This window comes from Bacillus sp. S3 (genome assembly GCF_005154805.1).
GTDB lineage: Bacteria > Bacillota > Bacilli > Bacillales > Cytobacillaceae > Neobacillus.
The window spans coordinates 5041265-5064125 of record NZ_CP039727.1; the positions used below are offsets into that span (position 1 = coordinate 5041265).

Here is a 22861-nt window from a genome sequence, read left to right on the forward strand (position 1 = left end):
TATCTACTAGTTTCGGAATCATTTGATCAAAAGCATGCAATTGACCGAAACTCTACCATTTCACAATTACAAACTTTCATAGAAGTACTTGAAATGCTCGCTGAGGATGAAGCAGTTTTCTATACAATGGATTTGTATGATCAAATCTTATTCGAAGGGCAATCATTAGCGGAGTGGCTTTATAGTGGCGAGACAATGCGTGATGAAAAGAAAGCTATCCAACTTAAGTTACGGAAAATGCAAGAGGAAGAAAAGGAAATCCAACAACAAAGGATAGAAAAATTACAGAACAGCGACTACCAGGAACCTGTAGCTTTACTAGCCTTTCATCCGTGGACTGATCCTAAAATAAATAAACATCTTCTGATACATCATCCTGAACGCTGTTTAGATGCACGTAGATTCTATTTAGAACTTGTTGAGGATACCTCGGTGTTCTTGGAAGAATGCAAAAACTGTTTTCCTCAGCTATATATTCATGAACGGGTTCATCAAACCATTAAAAGATTTAAACCGTTTCGTGATTATCGGGGAGAAGTTATTCTACACTTAAACGTTTTGAATGATCATGGTCGCCGATTATTTTTAGAGTTTCAACATCAAAGTGAAAATGTGGTTTTACAGCATTTAGGCACAATTGGTAATATTCACTGTTCACCCCAGGGGGATCCTGACTACGAAAAGAAATACCTTTGCTTTGACTTTCCTAGTGATTCAGGCGGTTTAATTAAAATTATTTGCGCACCACATACCAAACTATTCAAAAAGCATTCTGGCGAACGTATTTATTTTCATTGGGGCCATGCCCATGTTAGAGGCGGAGAGAAGATTTTAATTGGACATATTGGGGAGCATTTATAGTTAAAAATCTATTCCTTGCCCTTCAGCAAAGCAGGAGGCCTAAAACAAGCTTTCAATCATATTAATATGATTTGATCTCAGTATTAAAAAAAGGCGGGGCAAATGAAACTAGCGGCATGGGGTCTGATCCATAAATAGTGTTTAGTACTGCTTTGAAAATAACAGATCTGAGGCCTAAACCGGCCCTACGTTATTCGTTGACTTCGAAATATGTAAAAGCACCCCATAAGGGTGCTTGAATTATATGCAGTCAGTGCTTAATTAGTACCAATCGCTTGTATATATATTTCCCGGTCTCTTGGTCCGTCAAATTCAAAGAAATAAATACTTTGGGAATTTCCAAGCATTAATTTTCCTTCTTCAATAACAAACGTTATAGAAGGTCCAATTAATGATGCTTTAATATGGCCGGCAGCATCGGTAGGAGTATCACACTGATGATGAAAATCTGTTCTTGTAGGTACAAGTGATTTTACTGCATCGTTCAAATCCATCAGGCCCAATGGGTCGACCCCAGAATAAATAGTTAATGCTGCAGTTGTGTGCGGAACATATACACAGCATAATCCGGTTTGTACATTGGACTGTTTTACATATGATTCTACTGTTCTCGTGATATCGAGGACTCCATGAGTGTCAGTATGTAGTTTATGTTTAATCATTTACACCAGCCTTCCTTTAATCTACCTGCCAACCGGCAACAGGACCAGTATAAAGCAAATTAATAACGTGCTTTAGATCCACATCATGCGGAATATCAGGGTCTTTATATGCTTTATGAGAAAGTTCAGATGCAAACAAGTGCAATATAACCATTGAAGCTAGGGTCACACCCCATGGGGATAAAGTCTTTAGAAAAGGTGCAACCTGTATGGTATTGATACTTGGATTTTCTACTAAAACATCACCGATAACTAGGACCCTTGCACATTGATTCTGCGCATATTCAACAACTTGGACTTCCCTATGATCAGATATATTATTGCCAATAACAATTACTGCATCTGGGCTCTTAACTGAAAATCCATAAAGATGAAGATATTCTTCTGCATTGCAAAAAGTTACATGTCCTCGTGATGTTTCAACTATTTTGGCAGCACCAATTAATGCGGAAGCTCGACTAGGGCCGCTGCCAACAAAAGTATACTTTCTAGCATCCAGGAACATTTGAGAAGCATCAATTAACTTTTGGTGTTCAGTTTCATAAATTTTACGAATCATTTCTGGCACATGCACTGACAATTCTTCTTTTAACGCAGACTCTTCACCTTCAGAAATCTTCCCTTTCCGGACACCTAATTCAATAGCAAGCTGGTAATACAACGCTAGTGCACTCGTGGTTGTTTTAGATGGGAAGGACTTAGAAATCCCTGTAGCTAAAGTTACTAATGGAATTGTACAGGTAGAGCCTAAAGGACTATCCGCATGATTTGTAACTCCAATCGTTATAGCTCCACTTTCTGAAGCATAATCTAATGATTTAAGTACATATAAGGATTTACCTGAAGAGCTGAATAGAATGACCATTGTTTTTGTTGAAATCAAGGGTTTATTTAAATAATAATCATAAGCTTCGTATCCTGTTGCTCGTATACCTGCCAGCTTTTTAAATGCGTCAGCAGCCGCGATACTAATAAAATAACAGTCACCAGAGCCAACAATATGGATCTCATCAATATCATGATTATCTGTGCTAATACTCTTAATATCATCTGAGAGAGCACTTATACAATTCTGAATTGCCTCCGCTTGTTCAAGGATTTCGTTAGGAAAGTAATAATTTTCATACCATTTACTCATAAAAGCAGTTCTCCTTTAAGCTGTTTATTTTGATAAAATTGTTTAATCTCATCAATACCCGGCATACTTCTTGCTCCATTTCTTGTAACAGAAATACCTGCTACAATGGTGGCGAACTCCATTGATTCTTTTACACCATATCCTTTTAGTTCAGCTGAAATATATGCAGCGGCAAAGGTATCACCAGCTCCAGTAGCATCAATTGCGATATGAGAAGTGGGTGGAACAGTATATACTGTTTGTCCATTACCATCTAGTGAATATGATCCCTCTTTCCCGCATTTCACAATGAAAACTTGTTCTTCCTGAGGATAAAGCCCCAGAGCTCCCATTTCTGATTTTCCAGTCAGGACCACATCACATAATTTAGACATCCTTTGCATCGAATCCCGAATAGATGATGGAACAGCATTAGTAGGGTGACGCAGATTTGGATCAAAGTAAAGTCTCGCTCTTCCCTTCCATTTATTCGCCACTTCAAAAATAGTATTTTCCGCAATTTCTAAACCTAGCAATACCCCTGTTAAAAATATAGCCTTAGGTTGTATTTTTTCTATAATATCAACATCGCTAATGTTCAGCTTTCCGTATGCTGAATTTAAAGCAAATACAAATATCGTACGTTCTCCCTGTGGATCTACGGTAATAACAACCGTTCCTGTAGGTGTATCATAATCAAGGACAATTCCGCCTGTATCTACCCCATACTTAGCCAAATCCTCCTTAAGAAATCGGCCAGTTTCGTCATTGCCTAAACGACAAATCATTGTTGTTGGCACCTTTAATGTTCCAAGGCCTGCAGCAACATTACCACCAGTGCCTCCGCCATTTCTTTCTAAGGGGGTACCGTATGTCCCCTCTCCATTGGAAGGATAGCTAATAACACGTGAAATCATATCAGCAAAAATATCACCAATCACGACAACCTCAGAATTTTCATTCATAAATGATCACCCTTTAGAATCTTCTTATGATTATCCATAAGTTTTACGATTAAATCTGCCATATCATTAATGGTCCTTACATTTTCACCCGCAATCATTGGAAGCCTTTGTTTAAGCTTATGATATAATTCAAGAATAGGGGGAAGGCTAATATTCGCAGTTTCAAATAATTCCTTGTAATCTAAAAGACCAGTGACATCACCATCATATACAATATTCCCTTGATGCATGGCAACCACACGTGAGGAGTATTCTCGAACAATCCGCATGTCATGTGTTACGGCTAGAATGGTCATCCCTCTTTTATGCAGCCTCTCAATTAGTTCTAATATCTTCTTACTTTCAAACCAATCTAGACCAGTTGTAGGTTCATCGATAACTAAAAATTCAGGTTCCATTACTACAGTAGAGGCTATTGCTATCTTTTGGCGCTCTCCTTTCCCAAGGTTAAATGGATTCTCATCCTTTATTTCACTTAAATCTAGTAAATCAAGTATTTCATCCACTCTTCTGTCAATTACCTCTTGTTCAAGACCTAGGTTTACTAATCCATAAGCTACTTCTTCCTTAACTGTATTGGAAAATATCTGATGGTCTGGATTTTGGAAGCAGTAACCTACTTCAGATAGAAAGTCAGAAGTATCCCGGCCTTGAATATCTTCCCCTTTTAAAAGAACACGCCCACTGGTTGGAGATAATATATTATTAATGTGCTTCGTTAATGTACTTTTTCCAGCACCATTTGTTCCAATGAAAGTGATGTAATCACCTTTATAAATATTCAGTGAAACGCCATCTAAAGCATTAAATGGACCACCAGGAGTTTCAAAGGTATGAATAACATGATCAAACTGATATAATGGCTTTTCATTTTTTTTAAATGGTAAATAATGATATAGCTTTTCCTCATAATTACTTTTAGATTCAATCTCAACTGTGATACCCATTTTCCCTAGTAAACTACTGTACATCTCGCTTGGGGTTAATGGTAATTCCGAAAAAGTTATTCCGGATATCCTCTTAAGTTCGTTAGCAAGTCTAACCATTTCAGGTGGGGCGACTCCAATTTTCTCACACATCGTTACATCGTTAAAAACTTCCCTGCTTGGTCCATACGACACTATTTTCCCTTCACTCATAAGAGCAACTTTAGAAGAATATTGGGCAATTAGTTCTGGATCCTGTTCAATAAGCACAACTGTAATATCTTTACCCTGTCGAAGATCATCCAATATCTCACACAATTCATTGCGGCCCTTGGGGTCAAGCTCAGCTGCTGGTTCATCCATAACTAGCACTAGGGGTTCCATACATAATACTCCTGCAGAAACAAGGCGTTGAGTCTCACCTCCCGAAAGCGAATCAGGTTTTCTATTTAACTTTTTCTTTAGATTAAGCCTATCAATATACGTATTCACCCTGCTAATCACTTCTTCCTTTGGCAGACCTAGATTACATGGCCCAAAAGCAATATCATCAAAAACTGTCGTACCAAGAATCTGACTTGATGCATCCTGAAATACACTACCAACATAATTAACGATTAAGTTAGGAGAACTGGCTGATACTTCAACTCCAGAAACAACAGCCTTTCCAGTTAATATTCCGTCTTCAAAAAAGTCAGGAATTAATCCACGTATAACGAGAGATAGTGTACTCTTACCTGCACCGGTTGGACCCATAATGCCAATGAATTCCTTTTGATTCACATCTAATGAAATATCACTAAGCACTTGCGGATCATTAGAATTGTATTTCCAGCTGATGTTTTGCAATTCAACGATTGGCATACTAGCTCCTTTCAAGAAAAAATTGATAGTTAAAATTCACTTAAATAGATATCTCCATTTATACAAAAAGATAGAATTTGGTCGTAAAGAACTTCACTTTTTATCTATCATTACTTTTCTTTCCCTTTAAGAATTAGAGGCTCCCCCCCTGATTTTTTTGTTACTGCAAAATAGATTAGAGAAGGTGTAAAACAGCTCACAATTAACACGGCCAGCCATACAAGAGTCATAATAGATCCCCCCTTATCCTTTTACCATATTAGTTTTTGCAAGAGATTGATGTGCTGCAACTCCAATTGAACATGCAATTGCAGATGCTACACAGGTTCCGATAACACTTGCAATTCCAACTCCAAAAGCTGCCGGGACAGTACTACCACCTACAAGGATGAACGATACAGGAAGAACTACAAGTGCAAATAATACTCCATTTGTGAGTGTTGCGGCGATAATAGCAGCGATAAAGCCAAATTTCAGTCTAGCCAACCGTGCATAAACCCCCATGCACCCTCCAAGAAATACTCCCCAGCAAATCTGAATAGGAATGCCAAGGGGAAATCCAACAATCCAAGCTGCTATTAATCTAGCAAAGATTCCAATGATTTGAGCCTCTTTCCAGTCCCAATTTTTTACCATAGCTGCGAAATAACCAGGGGCAGAGTCAATCCCTATATCACCCGTAGGTGTAGGTATTTTAACAAAAGCACCAACAGCGGATAATGCCATAAGTATGGACATCCTCGCCATCCGTTTTGGTGTAAAAAAGGTTTTATTTTTGACTACCACATGTGTTTCCTGTAAATTTGTATTTGCCATGTAAAAATCCTCCTCACTTTTTTATAAAACACCAAATCCATATTTTGACTTTACATATAAGCAAAGGGCAAATCCTCCAATAATGAATAAAATGAAGATAAGCTGTGGAATCCCAAACTTAATATCTAACAGCTGTGTACGTTTATTCGTGTAACCGTACCCACGAGAGGTCATAGACATTGCCATCGTATCGGATCGTCTCATAGAAGAAACAATCATTGGGACAAAAAGCGGAATGACACCTTTGACTACTGCTCCTTTTTTCCCATTAGCTTTCTTCTTATTAGAAGCACCACGGGATTTTTGTGCCTGCTGGATTTGTTCAACCTCCTTTTTAAGAGTAGGAATAAATCGTAATGCTATACTAAGCATAAGACCGAACTGATAGGGAAGACCCATGCGGTTTAAACCAAAAAGCATTTCTTCAATTGTTGTTGTCTGTGAGAAAAGATTTGAAGCAAAGATCATTATTAGCATTTTTAATATGAAGTTTGAGCCTGTCAACATACCACCGCTTGTTAGGCCAATTTTTATAAACTTGGCTTCCCATAAAACAAAATATACTTGTTTGGCTAATTCACTTTGTGCGTTTGTTACATCATAAATGAAGGAAGAGAAAATAAATAATATCAAAAATATACCCGAAACCCCCTTCACTGTTTTTGCCAACGCCTTCACACTGACTCCGGCACTCAAACACATAATTAGGGCTAGAAAGAAAACCGGAAGCAAATGAATTGGATTATTAATGACAATGGCAATAGCGATGAAACCGATAAAGATAGCAAATTTCGAGTAGAGATTCATTCCTTTAAGGAATGAAAAATTGTTCGTAGTCTGTGTTTTCAATCCTATAGCACTATCTCCTGCATGATTATCCATAAACCATTCAACCCCTTTACTACTTATGAATTCTAAGAATCTCTATCTATAATTAAAAACAATACATCGGTGTTGGCACTTTTAGAAGTCGGAAAATTTCGACTATTTATGACAAAAAAATTATTGGTTAGAAAAAGTGATGGTTCATCACTTTTTCCTCATTATGAATTATTTTTGGTGATAATTGTATGGGTATATCGATCCCCACGATAATACACGTCACTAAATTCAACAATAGTATTGTTCTGATCGTAGGCTAACCTTTCTATATGTAGAACAGGATGCCCCTTTTTTATTTTTAGCACATTTGCCATTTGTTTATCAGCCATTTCCGCTGTAATATTGTCCAATGCTGTTTGTATAAATATTCCATAATCTTCTTTTAAAACTCGATATAACGACTGCTTTTCTTCCCAAATAGTGAGATCATAACTACCCACATATTTTATAGGGATATAGGAACAATGAATCGTAATCGCTTCATCTTCTATAGAACGTACACGATAAAACTCAATAACCTCCTCACTTGTAGGAATTTCTAGTTTAGCTGCAACTTCTTCAGTTGGATAAATTCTTTTCACAGACATTTCAAAAATCGAAGATTTAAGCCCTAATTGACTGAGAATATCAGTAAAGCTCATGATATTTGGGGTTGTAGAACTAAGTCGGGAAGTGGTCACCCGAGTTCCTTTTCCTCTCACGACCGTCAGATAGCCAGCATCTACAAGATCACGGATAGCACTACGAATGGTTGTTCGGCTCACTTTATAGTACTCTTCTAATTTACTTTCACTTGGGATAAATTCCCCCCTCTTGTAAAATTTATTTTCAATCTTTTCAATCAAATCCTCTTTTACTTTTTGATAAAATGGAGTTTTTGTCATTTTTAAATCTCTCCAAAACAGTTTTTTTCTAATGATTAACGCATTTGGTAACCCATCATCCTAGGATGACATCATTATGTCTATGTGTATAGAATATTCTATATATTATAAATTGTCAATATGGGATATAAAAATTTTTATGTACCGCGTAAGGAGTTGGTTGATTCTCTGGAGCATCTATTGTAAGCCTTTGCCTATCTTGGAGTGATTAACCCAATAACGATAAAATTATAACCATCTTAATGGGGTTATTTGTTAAATAAAACAATAGAAGTCTATTTTTTAATAAAAACCTAAAAAACCAAAGGTAATAAATGATGAAAATGATATGGAAATTCCAGGACAGGAGTTTATCAAATAAAGTAAGCGACAAACTATCCCCACATGGTTCCCTCTCAAATGCTTCCATTGACAGACTGCTGGAATTCTGGGACACTTCCGAAATGATGAGAAGAGAGAAGGAACCATTAAAATTGCTATTTTTTAATCAGACTACCGCGTGGTATTAAACCTGTATTTAAAAGCACAATTTATTTCTTTAATTATTAAATACAAAATAGTTAAGCAATTTAATAAAATGCTAGTTAAACATGGTTACTTTCCTACTAGTAAGTGGCCAAGAATAAAGCCCCAGTCTTAAATCTATTATTGAATATATTTGAATCCAGTACCGGTACCCAGACACGCACCGGTATTTTTAGAATGTCTCTCATTATGGCGGTAGAACAGTTTGAAACTTACTATTTAATTCGCACGCTTTACTTCTTTCAACTAAGCTAAATGGGAATCTGACACCTGCACAATCCGCGCTGTAAACCCCTGAGGCGATTGAACTTTCTTCATATTTTCCCCATTCAGCCAGTCCCACTCATAGAATTCTCCGCCAATCTCATAAAGAACCTTTTCATCATCTTTCCTAGGCTCAGCTGCCATCCTTTCGTCACACAAGTTATCATAATACAGATAGAACTTTATTGGAGCCCGTTCCGCCGAAAAAGTTTGGAGAAAGGTATCCAATAGTAGTTTAATGGATAAAAACAATGTGGAAATCTGCCCCAAATGGACTTTCTTCTAATTGGCTATGCGACATTAAACGTTGGGATCAAAGGGAAAATTACTGTGGAATTCTTCCAGGGAATCTAAGTATGCTTCACGGTCAAAATCACCTTAAAAACTGCCGTTATGGTAAACAATTTTGTTATTATTCGAATTCAAACTCCCAAATGTTTCGTTTTCGATGGAAATTTACACTTCAACCATTATTATTCTAACCGCCTACCCCGTCCATGGGCGGATTATAATGTTCAATGAGCGAATTTGCTGTTTTAATGGGCGAATTTTACCATTCAATGAGCGAATCCAAGAAAGCAACAATCCTTTAGAAAAGAGCCTAGGAAATTAAGACGACCTTCGATTCCCTCGGTAACACATTAAACTTTAGCTGAGTAGGGGGCTGACACCAATAATTGTTTTCCCTTTCAAAATGGAATATTTTTGTATATAATGGATATATAATAAAAAAGAGAAGTGCGTCAACACTTCTCCATGCAACTGCTACCGTCAGGGTGATGGTTGTTTTTGTTATTTATTTTCTTAACCACCCTTTGCTTACGTGATCTGAACCCAAAAAGTTAGACACAGAAATTTAGGCAGCTAATTGGGCATGATTTCGGTATTGAACCGGACTCATGCCTTTTAATTTTGCCTTAATCCTTTTGTGATTATAGTAATAAATATAATTCTCTAATTCTAATTTAAAATGCTCCATACTCTCAAATTCTTTTAAGTAGAGTAATTCAGACTTTAATAAGCCAAAGAAATTCTCCATGACTGAGTTATCTAAACAATTCCCCTTACGGGAAATACTTTGGGTAACCCCTTGTTCTTTTAATGCGTGTTGATACTGCTTCATTTGATAATGCCAACCCTAGTCTGAATGGAGGATGGGGGAGTCTCCCTCATTCAAACGATTAAATGCTTTATCCAACATTTTCGAAACGAGCAGATAAACCGGTCGTTTTTCTATGTTATATGCGATGATTTCTCCGTTGAATAAATCTAATATTGGTGACAAATATAGCTTCTCTCCGTGCAGGTGGAATTCTGTTACGTCCGTTACCCATTTCTCATTTGGCTTTGAAGCTTTAAAATCGCGCTCCAAAATATTAGGAGCAATTTTACCGACATTACCACGGTATGATCGATATTTTTTCATGCGTACCAGACATTTTAAGCCCATCTCATTCATCAGACGGCGGACAGTTTTATGATTTATTTTTAAGCCACGATTATGTAATTCCAATGTAATGCGACGATAACCATATCGTCCTTGGTGTTCTTCAAAAATCCCCTTAATCAATTCTTTGATTTCCTTATACTTGTCTGGACGATTCATTTGTTTAATCCAGTAATAATACGTGCTGCGCGCAATACCAGCGACTTTTACAAGATTAATTACTTTAAATTTATGCCTTAATTCATAGATTACTTGCGCTTTGTCTTGTTCTGTAATCTTTCCTTTTCCTGAATTAAGGCTTTCAACTTTTTTAAATAGCCATTCTCCATGCGCAAACGCTCAATTTCGGCTCGTAACGCTTCTTCTGATCCTTCTGCTGGTTGAGTTTTGTTTGTTTCTATTTTCATTGGTGGACGCCCCTTTTGTGTTGGTTTTAGGGCGTCTAATTCACGTAATTCGAAACTTTTTTGCCATTTTTGAATGGTACTATGTGTTGCAATATTAAATATTGCAGCGGTTTCTCTTATAGACGTCCCTGTCTCTTTTATATAGTTCAGTACGTCTAGTTTAAACTCTGTTGTATATGATGTATAGGGTTTTATAAAAGCATCTACACCATGATGTTCATATTGTTTAATCCAATTTAATAAAACTGTGTGATGTACTCCTATGGATTTCGCAATAGATTTTACCCCCTCCGATCCCTGTTGATAACGAATAACTGCTTCTATTTTTTCCCCTGTGGTGAATTTAGACATATAAAAACTGCGCCTCCAATTGTTAGTTGTGTGTCTAACAATTGGGGGGCAGTTCAACGACGGCGCAGGGTGGTTTTCCTGTTTTCTAGAACGTTTTTCCGAAAGAAAAAAGCAACAGACTCCCGCATAATTCCTTTCAGAACTTCTCTTAGAATTTCAAGAAATGTTTCCATGATTATCACCCCCTTTCCGAAACGGAAAGAAGCGTAACAACCAACCACCCTAACAATATTCAGTTGCCGCTTCATTTTATCACTTTCTGTTAATCTAATAACCTATCAATTTTCGACAAACTTCGGGTCGTGACAGGCACTGGTAAAGACCTTTATTTTTCTGCTATATGATGATTGTCCAATCAACTTCTACCTTCCGAAATATGTATGTATAGAGGGTTTTTCCTTCGAAAGATCAAAAAGGTGGTGGAAAATATGGGATATGGATATGGATATGGCGGAGGTTATGGCAGCAGCTTTGTATTAATCGTTGTATTGTTCATTCTCCTTATCATTGTAGGGACTTCTTTTATGGGCTACTAATTTGCTATGAATAAAGGGACAGGCTAGTTATGCTGTCCCTTTGTTTATTGGGTTCTGATGACAGGATCATGAAGTCTACGTCAAAGCTATGCCGCATATCGAAGGTTTGATTATTACAGTCGCTACTTTCCGGCTTTAGGCAAACCATTAATTTTATTTAACAGTATGATTTTTGTCCAAACCCTCCTTGTTTTTGAACGTATACATAGTTAGAAAAGGCTTTCTAAAACCCATCATCATTTATCTTATGAGAGGAAGGGGAAATTGGTGGAAGAGAACGACCATAAAGGAAAACAAGGTCTAAATGGTGAAATGGATCATTTTTCAAGATTTCTGTTTGGAAACAGACACCATAGAGAAACTTACAAAGAAGACGAAAATAATTCAGAAGAACATGAAGAACACTTATCATTTTCCCATAACAGATCGAATCGGATCGATCATTGGCTTTTTGGACCTAGGAGAACAGAACAGGACGGTACTCTAAGTAATCAAAATCAAGTAGAGAATCTGCCTAATAATTTGGATTTTGAATTGCTTATGGAAACGATCGATATGTTTATCGAAACTTCTAATCAATATAAACCATTATTTAAGAAAATCCCCCTTTTCTTTAACCAGTTTATTAAAGAGTTTAAAACCAAATGATTCTAGAAAACGAGAAAACCACCCACTGCCGGGAAAAGCAGAAGGGTGGGGGCGGTTGCAAAGCGAAGTGTTAGCGCACTTCTCTTTTTTATTTAGCTGGCATTGGATCCAGAATAATTATTTGCACATATACCTTAGTATGATTAAATGACAATCTCAAGAATGTTTAAACCCGGAGCAGAGCGTGTCTTTAAAGTGGTACATTTAATAATTTAGGAATAAACAATGAAATAGCAGGAATAAACGTTACTAACAGTAAGACTATAATCATTACAAAAATCCATGGAATGATTGCCTTTACCAACGCATCGAAGCGGATGGCACTCACCTGGCTGGCCATAAATAAATTAGCACCTAACGGCGGCGTAATAAAGCCAATCGCTAGATTAAGGATGACAATTAGACCAAAATGGACTGGATTCACACCCAACGCTGTTACAATGGGCAATAGGATTGGTGTAAGAATAATAATCGCTGCATTTGTTTCCATAAACGTTCCAACAATGAGAAGTAATACATTAATGAGAATCAAAATTAATATCTTATTATCCGTAATACTTAGGATAAAATCTGCAATGGTCGTAGGAACCTGAGTAATAGTTAGAATTCGTCCGAACCCTGTTGATATACCGATAATGACGATAACAGCAGCACAAAGCAGACTTGAATGAAAACCGATATATGGCAGTTCACTGAACTTCACTTCTTTATAAACAAAAACGCTTACAAAGATTCCATACACACAGGCAATCGCAGCTGCTTCAGTCGGAGTAAACACACCTCCATAAATTCCCCCTAACACAATAACAGGGACGAGTAAGGCCGGGATTGCATCCTTAAAAATAGTGACAACTTCTTTACGGGTATAAACCCGTTTTTCTCCCTTATACCCATTCTTTTTGGCGTAATAAAGGGTGTAGATGATTAAAGCAACACCTACTAACAACCCAGGGCCAATCCCCGCAGTGAACATACTTGTTACTGATACACCGGAGGCAACGGCATAAATAATCATACAAATACTAGGCGGGATCAGCACTCCCACGGTACCTGCTGTGGCCACAAGGGCACCTGCAAACGGCTTATTGTAATCTTTTGCTAACATAGCAGGAATCATAATCATTCCAATCGCTGCCACCGTGGCGGAACCCGTCCCTGAAATAGCTGCAAAGAAAAGACAGGCGACAATCGATATCACTCCAAGACTTCCGGTCCAACGTCCAAAAAATACACCTGCCAAGTTAAGTAGCCTTTTGGAGATTCCCCCTTTCCCCATGATATCTCCAGCAAAAGCAAACAATGGGACAGCCATTAACGGGAAGGAGTTCAGTCCCTGAATCATTGTCTGAGTAAATGCCTCCATACTAATTGGCTGAAGGGCATAGATCGTAATAACAGAGGCCATCCCAATCGCAATTGCAATCGGAACGGAGAGAAGCAACAATAGTAGAAAACTACCGAATAGTAAAGGTATCGTCATCGTTATTCACTCCCCCCTCAATCGATTTTTTTGGTAGCAAGCAAATTTCATTTACACCTGAGTAAACGCCTCTTTCATTTTCAAAATACTCCATCGGTTTAGAGAAATTTTTTACTTTCCACACAATTCCTTGGACTAAACGAATGATAATGAGTGCAAAACCAATGAGTCCTGCGCCATATATCACATTCATCGAAACGTCTACTGTCACAGCTCGATCGTTAAATTCGATAACAGATTGACAGATGCGGATAGCTGATAGAAATATAGCAATTGAAAAAGCGATAAATATTAAATCGACAATAATCATCATGACCTTCTTCATTTTTTCATTAAGTAAATCTACCAAAAAAGAAATTTTTATATGTCCATGATTGCGTGTTAAATAGGAAATACTGAAATACATTAACCAGACAAAAAGAAATCTTGAAACCTCTTCTGCCCAGGAAAAACCAGATTGAAAGAAGAAACGCAGGATCACTTGCAGGGTAATGAGTGTAGTAATCGCATAAAATAAGATGGTCATGATAATCGGTTCAAAGTTTTTATCAAGCCAGGCAAAAGCGCTTTTCAAATCTATTCAACTCCTCTATTATTTCGAGTTAACAGTTGGAGAAGGCGGTGACATATTAGGAATGTATATGTCACCACCGGTTTTAACTGCTTACTATTTTCTTTGCGTTTCTACTTCCGCCGTAAACTTATCATATAAGTCTTGACCAGCTTGATTAATAATATCTTTCTTTATCGCTGTATTCATAATTTCCCCCATTTTCCTTCTCTCTTCCAATGGGACTTCATTGATTTTAATTCCAGCTTCAGAAAGCTTATCGAGCGTATCCTTTTCCTGCTTTTCAATTAAGGTTCTTTCTAACTGAATCGCCTTTTTGGCCTCGCCTTCAATGATTTTGCGATCTTCAGGAGCTAAGCCATCCATGAACTTTTTGTTCGCATACCATAGATAATCCGTATAGATATGCTGTGTTAAGGACCAATATTTTTGTGCTTCAAAGAACTTTGCTTCATAAAAACTAGTAGTCGCACTTTCCTGACCATCAATCAGATTTTGCTGCAGGGAAGTAAATACTTCCGGCCAAGCTAAATTAGTAAGAGAAACGCCGAGCGACTCCCATGCCTTTATTTGCAGCGGACTGTAGCCTCGTATTTTTAGTCCTTTAACATCTTCTACTTTAGTGATCGGCCTTTTACTATTTGAAAAGTTTCTAAATCCTATTTCCATATAACCTAAACCTTTTAATCCTTTTGTTTCTAATACCTTCATTAATTCCTGTCCACCCTTGCCGTCTAGTACTCTATGAGCATGGGATACATCATCAAATAAATAAAAGCTATCTAAAACAGAAAATTCAGGGATGGATTGTGAAAAAAGAGTAGATGCCCCAAAGCTCATTTCAATGTCTCCACGACGGGTTTGTTCCATCATTTCAGAAACATTCCCCATTTGCGCCGCCGGGTATAGCTGTACGTCTATTTTTCCATTTGATTTTGCTTCAACTGCTTTCTCAAATTCTAGTAACGCTTGATGTGCCGGGTGCTGCACATTACTATCATGAGCAATGCGGATTTTTACCTTGCCTTCTTTTGATCCGCCCGCTTTACCAGCAGATTGAGAGCACGCCCCCAACATTCCAACAACTAATGCAAGAATGGTTAACAAAACGACTGATTTTTTTCCTATCATAAGGATTCCCCCAATAATATATATATGGATTTCAGTAAAGAGTACTATTGTTAATCAAAGTGCTCACCAGAATAAAATAACTTAGGGCATTTCTTAAGAAACGTTGTCGTTACAAAAGTTTCTCCTCTTTATCAAATGGCTAAATTCATTTTTCTTTTTGTTCAAATTTTACAAGTACAGTATGGGACGTAAGAGTGAAATACATCGATAGTTAACGAGTAGGATATTTTCCAATAAACTTTTTTACATTCTCTAGCGCCAATTTACCTAGTGATCCACTATCAGACATGCTTACGACAAATTGATAGCCTTTTTCGTATAAATCGAAAGCCTCTTCCATACTTCCGGAAACAGTTCCAAGAAACTTATTACTATTCAGAACCACTTCTTCAATGGTCTTTATCGCTTCCTGCACCTCTTGTGCCGAGGGATTAGCAAAGTAATTCATCGATGTGGCTAAGTCCATCGGACCAATGAAGATCCCGTCAAGCCCTTCTACAGCAACAATTTCATGAATCTTTTTGAGTGCCTCTGGGGTTTCTACGGCTGCCAAAACGAGCGTTTGTTCATTAGCATGCTCAAGATAATTCTTGCCGTTCATGTTGAATCCCCCTGCCCGTGGGCTCGGAGCAATCCCTCTGATTCCCATTGGAGGATATTTTGCAGCAGCAACTGCTTTTCTTGCCTCTTCAGCCGAATTAACATGGGGAACTAAGATCCCATAGGCACCTGCGTCTAAAATGCGTTTAATAACCACATGGTCATTCGATGGTGTTCTTACTAATGGAACAACATCATAAGCATTTAAAGCCTGACACTGGGTAAGAAGCGTCATAATATCCCCAGGTCCATGCTCCATATCAATTAGCGCCCAGTCATATCCCGCCTTGGCGATGATTTCTGCAGTGATAGGACTGGCTAACTGAAGCCATGCACCAGCTGTTTTTTTATTTTCTTTTAAAAGGGTTTTTGTTTGATTATGGAAAACTTCATTTTGTTTAAGCATATATGCACCACCCATATTATTTGAAAAATCAGATATATATTGGTATACTTTTCCTATACGTGTTGAGGAACACTATTTTATTGACTTTGACAAAGGGTTTGACAACAGGCTTTACACCTGTTTTTTTGGGCGGAGCAGTTTCCTTCTGATCTATTTTCATGACTAAGCCAGATTCTCATTGCCCTAGTAACGGCTTCAGGATTTTCTAAACTGCTCAAATGACCGCAATTTTCAAGAATAACTAGCTGGGCATTCGGGATCCGCTCTTTCATTTCCTGATGCATTTTTACCGTACAGAGAAGATCTTCCCTGCCCACAAGCAACAGGGTATGACACGTAATGGCCGGGAGTACTTCAAAGCCATCGGGCTTTGTCATTACCGCCTTCAGCTGATTGATATAGCCCATGAGCCCGACCTCTTCAGCCATCGTAAGAATCGTTTGAGTCAGTAGTTCTTTCTCTGGATGGTGCTGGTAGATTAGATTAGGCAATAAATAATCCTCGGTCACTTGTGATACCCCGACTTCTTTTGCCGTTCTCAGTAGCTGATTCCAGGCAGGAATTTGCTCCGGCTTTGGGGGATGAGCTGTGGTATCGAGTAAGGCAAGTTTAATCACACGTTCTGGTGCCTGCCTCATGATTTCTAGGGAAACAATACCGCCTAATGATAAACCAGCAAGGGCAAAACGCTCAGGAGCATGTTCTAAAATCGAACTTGCCATCGCTTCTACCGAAGGGAATGTTGTGAGGTCCCCTACGGTTATATCAGCGAGATCAGATAAATGCTCTATTTGATGCCGCCATAATCTTTGGTTGCAAAGCGTTCCAGGCAATAAAATGAGCGGTGTTTTGCTCAAGCCTCCAACCCCTTTCCTATTTAATGTCTAAGTGTTTTTTCCTAGTGAATCTGTTTGTAAAGCGTGACCACAAGATTGTCGTATCATGAGCTGGTCTTCAAGAATGATATGCGGGCGGTCAATCTTTTCTTTTTTTATTTTCTTTAAAAGTAAATCCATTGCCCTTTTCCCAATTTCATATCTGGGCTGGTGAATGGTCGTTAAGCCTGGATTGGTATAACGTGCCATATCAATATCATCAAACCCGACAATGGCAATATCTTCGGGAACCCGTAATCCCGCATCTTGAACAGCTTTCAGTGCACCAATTGCGACATTATCATTTCCGCCATAAATGGCAGTCGGCCGGTTTTCAAAGGCAAGCAGTTTTTGAGCCGCCGAATAGCCGTCTTCAAGAAGATAACCCCCTTCTTGGATTAACGATTCATCGATCAAAAGATTATGTTGATAAAACGCTTGTTTATAGCCGGCTAAACGAGTCTGGCTTTGCAGCCGCTTCATATCACCTGTTATATGGGCAATCCGATGATGCCCCAATTCAACAAGATGATTGGTTATTTTTCTGCTGGCACTCTCATTGTCAATTGAAATCGATGGAATATCTGGATTGGGGATATAATCAAATGTTAATACCATCGGACTATTTTGACTGATTTTATCAATAGCAGTATCTGCTTGTGCGTTAGCAGTTGTTAAAATGACCCCATCGGCACGGCTTTCGCGAATAAGATTGATATATTCTTTTTCTTTTTCCGTATCTCCATCCGTACTGCCAATTAATAGATAGTATCCCGCCTCACGAGCCACCTCTTCAATACCTCTAATAAACTCAGAAAAGAATGAGTTTTTAATATTAATCATTAAGACAACGATAATATTACTTTGTGCCATTCGCAGCGTACGGGCAGCACTATTGGGGAGGTACCCTAGTTCTTCCATCGCTTTTAGCACTCGTTTTTTTGTTTTTTCGTTAACAACTTCCTCATTGGATGTAACTCTCGAAACTGTTGCTATAGAAACGTTTGCAAGTTTTGCAACATCATGAATAGTAGCCAATATGAACCCTTCCTTCCATTAAACGAAACCATGTAAAGGTTTACAATCTATTCTAACATGAGTAAACAATTTATTGGTATATTAAAACATAAGTTAATGAGAAGGAAGCTTTTTTTCGTCATTTAAGTAAGTTTCAATACAATTTCCAGTAAGGTAGAATCTTCCCCCACATTTCCTGGAAAAATGATATAGGGAACACCAGAAAACTTTGCTTCCTCTCCAGTGAGCCATACAGGGATGCCCGGAGCTGCCTGGCCGATGACCTTTGCCATTTTAATTTCTAAACCAAGGGTAGCAATATCACTCGATGTAATGCCCCCTTTTGCAATAATAAATTTAGGCGCAGTGGTTAATGATTGGATCACATCCGTAAGAGCCTTAGAAATTCTTTGGCTAATGGCCAAATTATCGAATCGATTCGTGGTATAAATTAACTCCCTGCTGGTGTAAACAACAGTAGTAGTTCCTGATTCAACCGCGGAATGAACCATTCGATTAATTCGATTAATCTCCTCGTCTCGTTTATCATTTTCAAGCAAATGATTTACATTGATTTCAACTGCATTTAAAGAAGAGTCTGCTAATAATTGCTGTAGTTGATTCGTCGTTTTTTTTACATGAGAGCCAACAATCACCAATCCGCCCCGATTATGATCTCTGCCAATTACCATCTCTTCTTTAGTTAAATAAGGCTGATCATCAACACCGCCATACGACTTGACGAAGGAAGCAGCTGTCCGATAGATAAACTTTTTTCCCTGTTGTTCCGCTTTAATTAGGGCCATTGCTGCTGTATCAAGATCTTCATAACAAAGGGCATTCACAATAATTGGCTGATTACCAGTAGTTTGTAACAATAAATCAAGTACCTTTTCAGGTCCCTTTCTAATCTGTTCTACCGATATAGATAGACAGCTCGTTTCTGGAATGCGTCCATTTGTTTTTTCTGCAATCCACTTACAGAGGTTACTTTCGGTAAAACCAAAAGATTTATCCTTGGAGAATTCCGTTTGGCTGACTGGAATCAGCTGGTCTTTTTCCTCAATATAATGAACATCTCGATACGTATATCGTTTTCCTTCAAAAAATGCTGGAATAATTACCTGTCCATCAAATTCCTCACCACTTAATCGGTGAATTTCATCAGTGATGACATCAATCTCCAACGGATAATGTCCTCTAAGTGTAGAATCGCCTCTATTAATGATTGAAAATGAACAGTCTAACTCCTTTGCAACAGCAGTTACATTACGAATGATTTCCCTCAGAATTGCTTCTGTTTCTTCCGGATTAAAGCTCCGTGTATTCGTTAAAATGTAAAACATAAAGTGAGAATCATTGAAAGCTTTTCGGAGAATTTCCTTATCCCAACTTGTTAACACAAAAAGGTTATGAACGGTTTGGGAACCTGTGGGATCATCATCCAAAACGATCATTTTCCGCTTTTGCTGCGTATTAACTTCCTTAATCTGTTGACGAATATTTTCATGTCTCAAGGGGGAAGGCAATGATTCTAGTAATCTTTTATAGGAAAGTTCTGAATGCCTTATCATTTCTACCCTCCTTTATAATCATAATGATGTTTAATTTTTCATTCTAGCCGACTCTCACGGAGTGGTTTCCTTCATGCTGCAGGTTTAAACGATTCTCAAGAGTCAGCTTTCCAGATCTAACTAAATATATATATATACTAGTTATTTGTTCCCGACTTCCGAGTCAGCCCACTTAGGCTGGACGCGTTCGTCACCACCATTAACAATATACAAGAAACCTGTTTCATTCCCTACGTTCTTAATACTTCTAACCAGGTTTTTAGGAACAGACATGATATCCTTTTCAGATAAGATTGCTTCTCCTTCTTCTCCGTCTTGATTCCAAGAAACTTTCCATTCACCTTTGTAAACAATTAGTACTTGTGTATTCGTCTGACTGAAAGCATGGAAACCATTCCCCGGCTCTGCTTCGATTAGTTCTAGACTAAATGAGTGCGGATTTGTGACAATCGTTGGTCGGTTTTCATCTTCCGACATTCCCGGTCCAATAATGCCGTAGGTTAGCTTCTTTCCACCTTCCAATTTACAATCTAAAAATGCATTTTCATGAGGCTGGCGATTTTGGAACCAGAAAACACGTGCTTCCATTTCTTCCTGAGTTACTTTGCGAATTTTAACCAGTTCTTCCTCGCTCATAGGTTCAACCACGTTTACACTCTCAGGGATGATTTCACCTGCTGCTGTATCAATTAATTGACCATCTTCAAGAAGAACTAGGCCATAGTCTTTTGCATCACGTAATACTTGAGGTCCCCAAGTTACCTTTTTCGGATCATCTTCACCTAAAATGGAGAATAGAAAACCATCATCAGATCCTATATTTTTAAATCCTCGGAAAATATGGGTTGGTAGAGAAATAACGTCTCCCTCTTTAAGAATCGCTTCTCCATCTTTTCCTTCATTCCCCCAAATAAACCGCCAAGTACCTCTTGCCACAATGAATACCTCAGCAGTTTGATGTAAATGAAGGGAATTTACACAACCATTCGGCATGGCCGCAGCACCGATATTAAATCCGTGAGGCTCTTCTAAGTTGATAAAACGATTTGGGTTTTCAGAAACTCCTGGTCCAATAATGCAATAGTTTTCTTTTTTATCAGAACCAGGTGTCCGTGCATCTATAAATGCTGTTTTATCTGCAACAAAGTCCTCCTTACGAATCACTCTTTTTAATATTTTTTCATTTGCTTTAACTGCCAAGATCATAATCCCCTTTCAATTTTCAATTTAATAAACAACATGTTCATGTTGTTTTCTTTACAAGCCCATTGTACAAAATTATGTAAAGGTTTACAATACGAAAATTGATAATTTTCTATTAATTTTGATTTAATTTCAACTAAGTGTTGATTTTAAAGGGTTTTTATGTGGATTATTTTTTCTATTATTGAAAAATTTATAATAAAAATGTAAAGGATTACATTTTTAACACAAAAAAGGAACGAGTAACTGGATGGTGTCATGCATCACTCCCAATTGAACTCATTCCCTTGTCCGATTTTTGTTTTTATTCTACTATTAGCAGGCCCATAATATAAACGTCCGGGCCTAGTAAGTTGTTTTACCAACACGAAATGGCGAAGAGCCTTTAAACTTTAGCAAAGCGGGGATCTGACCCCAGTTCACAGTTCAATTCTTCGTCCTTCTTTATGAGACAACGCTGCCGCCTCGTTTACCCGTGTCAAATTCATAACATCTACTTTTGTAATAGTTGGTGTGACCCCTATTTGAATGGCGGAAACCCACTGATCCATTGGCATCGGTAAAGAGGTTACGTTTTCTTCAGGATAGACCCATTCACCATTTCCAAGCATATTACTTTTTATACGAATCTGATTTTCCTCGATTAACAGCGTCCCATGTGTACCATAAAGCTCTAATTGAAAAGGACAACCAGCAGATAAAAAACTAGTTTCAATCACACCTAGCGCACCGGAAGTATACTCGACAATCACGACAGCATGATCGTCCACTTCATGTTGATTACTTTGTTGTAATCGTGCATGGAGTGCATGAACAGGCCCCGCTAGACGATTCGTTAAATAAATCGGGTGTGCGCCCAGATCAATCAAGGAACCGCCGCCGCATTGTTCTTTGTCAAAGAAACGCTTTGGCAGCCAGCCTTGTGCTGTTCCATCTGCGGCAACCGCACCATTATGAGCGACACGGCATCGAATGGACGTCAATTGACCGAGCAAGCCTTCCTTGACTACTTTTTCTGCATATAAATAAGTGGAGTCAGTCAGCCTCGGCAGGGACACCATAAGCTCAACATCCTGCTCTTCAACCGCCTTATAGATTTCCTCACAATCAGTGACGGAGAATGCCAGCACCTTTTCCGTGAAAACATGTTTCTTATTTTTTACAGCTTGAAGAATGACTTCCTTATGCAGATTCGTCGGGGTACTGACAATCACCGCATCGATCGCCGGATTGGCCAGAACAGCCTGTATATCTTGTTCAAAAGGTACACCTAGTTCCTCTGCCCACTCTTCCCCGCGCTTTACATCCTCATCCCACACAAGCTGGATTGTAAGATGTTCATTTTCCTGTACTTGTCTAGCATAATCATCCGCATGGACATGCCACCTGCTCAATAATGCCACATTGATCCCTTCCATATTCAATCTAACTTTCTCTCCATTGATCCCACAACGCTCAGACATTACATTCACCTACATTTCTTTTTTTCATGATAACCAAATTTAGGGTCAGGACCACCCAGGAGGGTAATCGATTCAAACCTCGTTTTTCGCAAATCGACACCCCATTCGATGAAAATCGATATATGCTATACTACTCAAACATTTGTTTGAAACAGTAGAAAAGGTTTAGTAAATATGAATTTCCCCTACAATTATTATAAGAAAATGGTCGAGAACTGCCAGAGAAATTTGCAAATGGTTGCATTCATGAAGAAATCTATGAAACTATCCTCCTATTAAGTCGCATATGGAGGGAAGGGCGACCTAGGGTCTTTCTACATCAGGGTTTGGGCTTAAAAATTCACGAAACCCCTTCGTAGACCGCTCCTAAATCGGGGTTTCGGCTA

The 22861-nt window shown here is 38.3% G+C and carries 20 protein-coding genes and 1 pseudogene; 3 read left to right on the top strand and 18 right to left on the bottom strand.

Annotation, left to right across the window (positions count from 1 at the left end):
* The first annotated feature begins 93 nt into the window (after positions 1-93).
* Complete coding sequence (locus FAY30_RS24110; RefSeq protein WP_149872222.1) at positions 94-861, top strand: hypothetical protein; 768 nt, start codon at positions 94-96, stop codon at positions 859-861.
* 257 nt (positions 862-1118) lie between these two features.
* On the opposite strand, the gene FAY30_RS24115 is transcribed toward FAY30_RS24110, so the two are convergent.
* The 9 genes and pseudogenes from FAY30_RS24115 to FAY30_RS24155 form a co-directional block, all read right to left on the bottom strand.
* Positions 1119-1523 carry a secondary thiamine-phosphate synthase enzyme YjbQ gene (locus tag FAY30_RS24115; RefSeq protein WP_149872223.1) on the bottom strand — a complete coding sequence of 135 codons (405 nt, stop codon included), beginning with the start codon at positions 1521-1523 and terminating at the stop codon, positions 1119-1121.
* A 16-nt stretch (positions 1524-1539) separates the two neighbouring features.
* Positions 1540-2661 (bottom strand): SIS domain-containing protein, encoded by a 1122-nt coding sequence (locus FAY30_RS24120; RefSeq protein ID WP_149872224.1) that lies wholly within the window; start codon positions 2659-2661, stop codon positions 1540-1542.
* Complete coding sequence (locus FAY30_RS24125) at positions 2658-3605, bottom strand: carbohydrate kinase family protein (protein ID WP_149872225.1); 948 nt, start codon at positions 3603-3605, stop codon at positions 2658-2660. The genes FAY30_RS24120 and FAY30_RS24125 overlap by 4 nt, the downstream gene beginning before the upstream one ends.
* Complete coding sequence (locus FAY30_RS24130) at positions 3602-5395, bottom strand: ABC transporter ATP-binding protein (RefSeq protein WP_149872226.1); 1794 nt, start codon at positions 5393-5395, stop codon at positions 3602-3604. Before FAY30_RS24130 ends, FAY30_RS24125 begins: the two co-directional genes overlap by 4 nt.
* 243 nt (positions 5396-5638) lie before the next feature.
* Complete coding sequence (locus FAY30_RS24135) at positions 5639-6211, bottom strand: ECF transporter S component (protein WP_149872227.1); 573 nt, start codon at positions 6209-6211, stop codon at positions 5639-5641.
* Between the two features lie 21 nt (positions 6212-6232).
* Positions 6233-7093, bottom strand: a complete 861-nt coding sequence (locus tag FAY30_RS24140; RefSeq protein ID WP_149872228.1) for an energy-coupling factor transporter transmembrane component T family protein — start codon at positions 7091-7093, stop codon at positions 6233-6235.
* A 161-nt stretch (positions 7094-7254) separates the two neighbouring features.
* Positions 7255-7977 carry a GntR family transcriptional regulator gene (locus FAY30_RS24145; RefSeq protein ID WP_149872229.1) on the bottom strand — a complete coding sequence of 241 codons (723 nt, stop codon included), beginning with the start codon at positions 7975-7977 and terminating at the stop codon, positions 7255-7257.
* 771 nt (positions 7978-8748) lie between these two features.
* On the bottom strand, positions 8749-9036 hold the full coding sequence (locus FAY30_RS24150; protein ID WP_190284758.1) for a hypothetical protein: 288 nt from the start codon (positions 9034-9036) through the stop codon (positions 8749-8751).
* Between the two features lie 586 nt (positions 9037-9622).
* A pseudogene (locus FAY30_RS24155) lies at positions 9623-10971 on the bottom strand (IS3 family transposase).
* Between the two features lie 428 nt (positions 10972-11399).
* Here FAY30_RS24155 and FAY30_RS24160 point away from each other — a divergent pair.
* Both FAY30_RS24160 and FAY30_RS24165 read left to right on the top strand, forming a co-directional pair.
* Positions 11400-11507, top strand: a complete 108-nt coding sequence (locus FAY30_RS24160) for a YjcZ family sporulation protein (RefSeq protein WP_149872231.1) — start codon at positions 11400-11402, stop codon at positions 11505-11507.
* Positions 11508-11774: 267 nt separating this feature from the next.
* On the top strand, positions 11775-12155 hold the full coding sequence (locus tag FAY30_RS24165; protein WP_149872232.1) for a hypothetical protein: 381 nt from the start codon (positions 11775-11777) through the stop codon (positions 12153-12155).
* A 190-nt stretch (positions 12156-12345) separates the two neighbouring features.
* Here the strand turns inward: FAY30_RS24165 and FAY30_RS24170 are convergent, their stop codons facing one another.
* The 9 genes from FAY30_RS24170 to FAY30_RS24210 all read right to left on the bottom strand — a co-directional run bounded on the left by FAY30_RS24170 (position 12346) and on the right by FAY30_RS24210 (position 22475).
* Entirely contained in the window at positions 12346-13635 is a 1290-nt protein-coding gene (locus FAY30_RS24170) for a TRAP transporter large permease (protein ID WP_149872233.1), read from the bottom strand.
* Positions 13610-14209, bottom strand: a complete 600-nt coding sequence (locus tag FAY30_RS24175; RefSeq protein WP_149872234.1) for a TRAP transporter small permease — start codon at positions 14207-14209, stop codon at positions 13610-13612. The genes FAY30_RS24170 and FAY30_RS24175 overlap by 26 nt, the downstream gene beginning before the upstream one ends.
* Before the next feature lie 93 nt (positions 14210-14302).
* The gene (locus FAY30_RS24180) at positions 14303-15337 is read right to left on the bottom strand and encodes a TRAP transporter substrate-binding protein (protein ID WP_149872235.1); all 1035 of its coding nucleotides are present in this window, start codon (positions 15335-15337) and stop codon (positions 14303-14305) included.
* 211 nt (positions 15338-15548) lie between these two features.
* A complete protein-coding gene (locus FAY30_RS24185; RefSeq protein ID WP_149872236.1) occupies positions 15549-16343 on the bottom strand; it encodes an HpcH/HpaI aldolase family protein in 795 nt (264 codons plus the stop codon).
* A 77-nt stretch (positions 16344-16420) separates the two neighbouring features.
* Complete coding sequence (locus FAY30_RS24190; RefSeq protein ID WP_149872237.1) at positions 16421-17200, bottom strand: alpha/beta fold hydrolase; 780 nt, start codon at positions 17198-17200, stop codon at positions 16421-16423.
* Positions 17201-17227: 27 nt separating this feature from the next.
* A complete protein-coding gene (locus FAY30_RS24195; RefSeq protein WP_149872238.1) occupies positions 17228-18256 on the bottom strand; it encodes a LacI family DNA-binding transcriptional regulator in 1029 nt (342 codons plus the stop codon).
* Between the two features lie 122 nt (positions 18257-18378).
* Positions 18379-19809 carry a four-carbon acid sugar kinase family protein gene (locus FAY30_RS24200; RefSeq protein WP_149872239.1) on the bottom strand — a complete coding sequence of 477 codons (1431 nt, stop codon included), beginning with the start codon at positions 19807-19809 and terminating at the stop codon, positions 18379-18381.
* Positions 19810-19950: 141 nt separating this feature from the next.
* Complete coding sequence (locus FAY30_RS24205) at positions 19951-21009, bottom strand: cupin domain-containing protein (RefSeq protein ID WP_190284759.1); 1059 nt, start codon at positions 21007-21009, stop codon at positions 19951-19953.
* 422 nt (positions 21010-21431) lie between these two features.
* A complete protein-coding gene (locus FAY30_RS24210) occupies positions 21432-22475 on the bottom strand; it encodes a Gfo/Idh/MocA family protein (protein ID WP_223820840.1) in 1044 nt (347 codons plus the stop codon).
* Between the last annotated feature and the right edge of the window lie 386 nt (positions 22476-22861).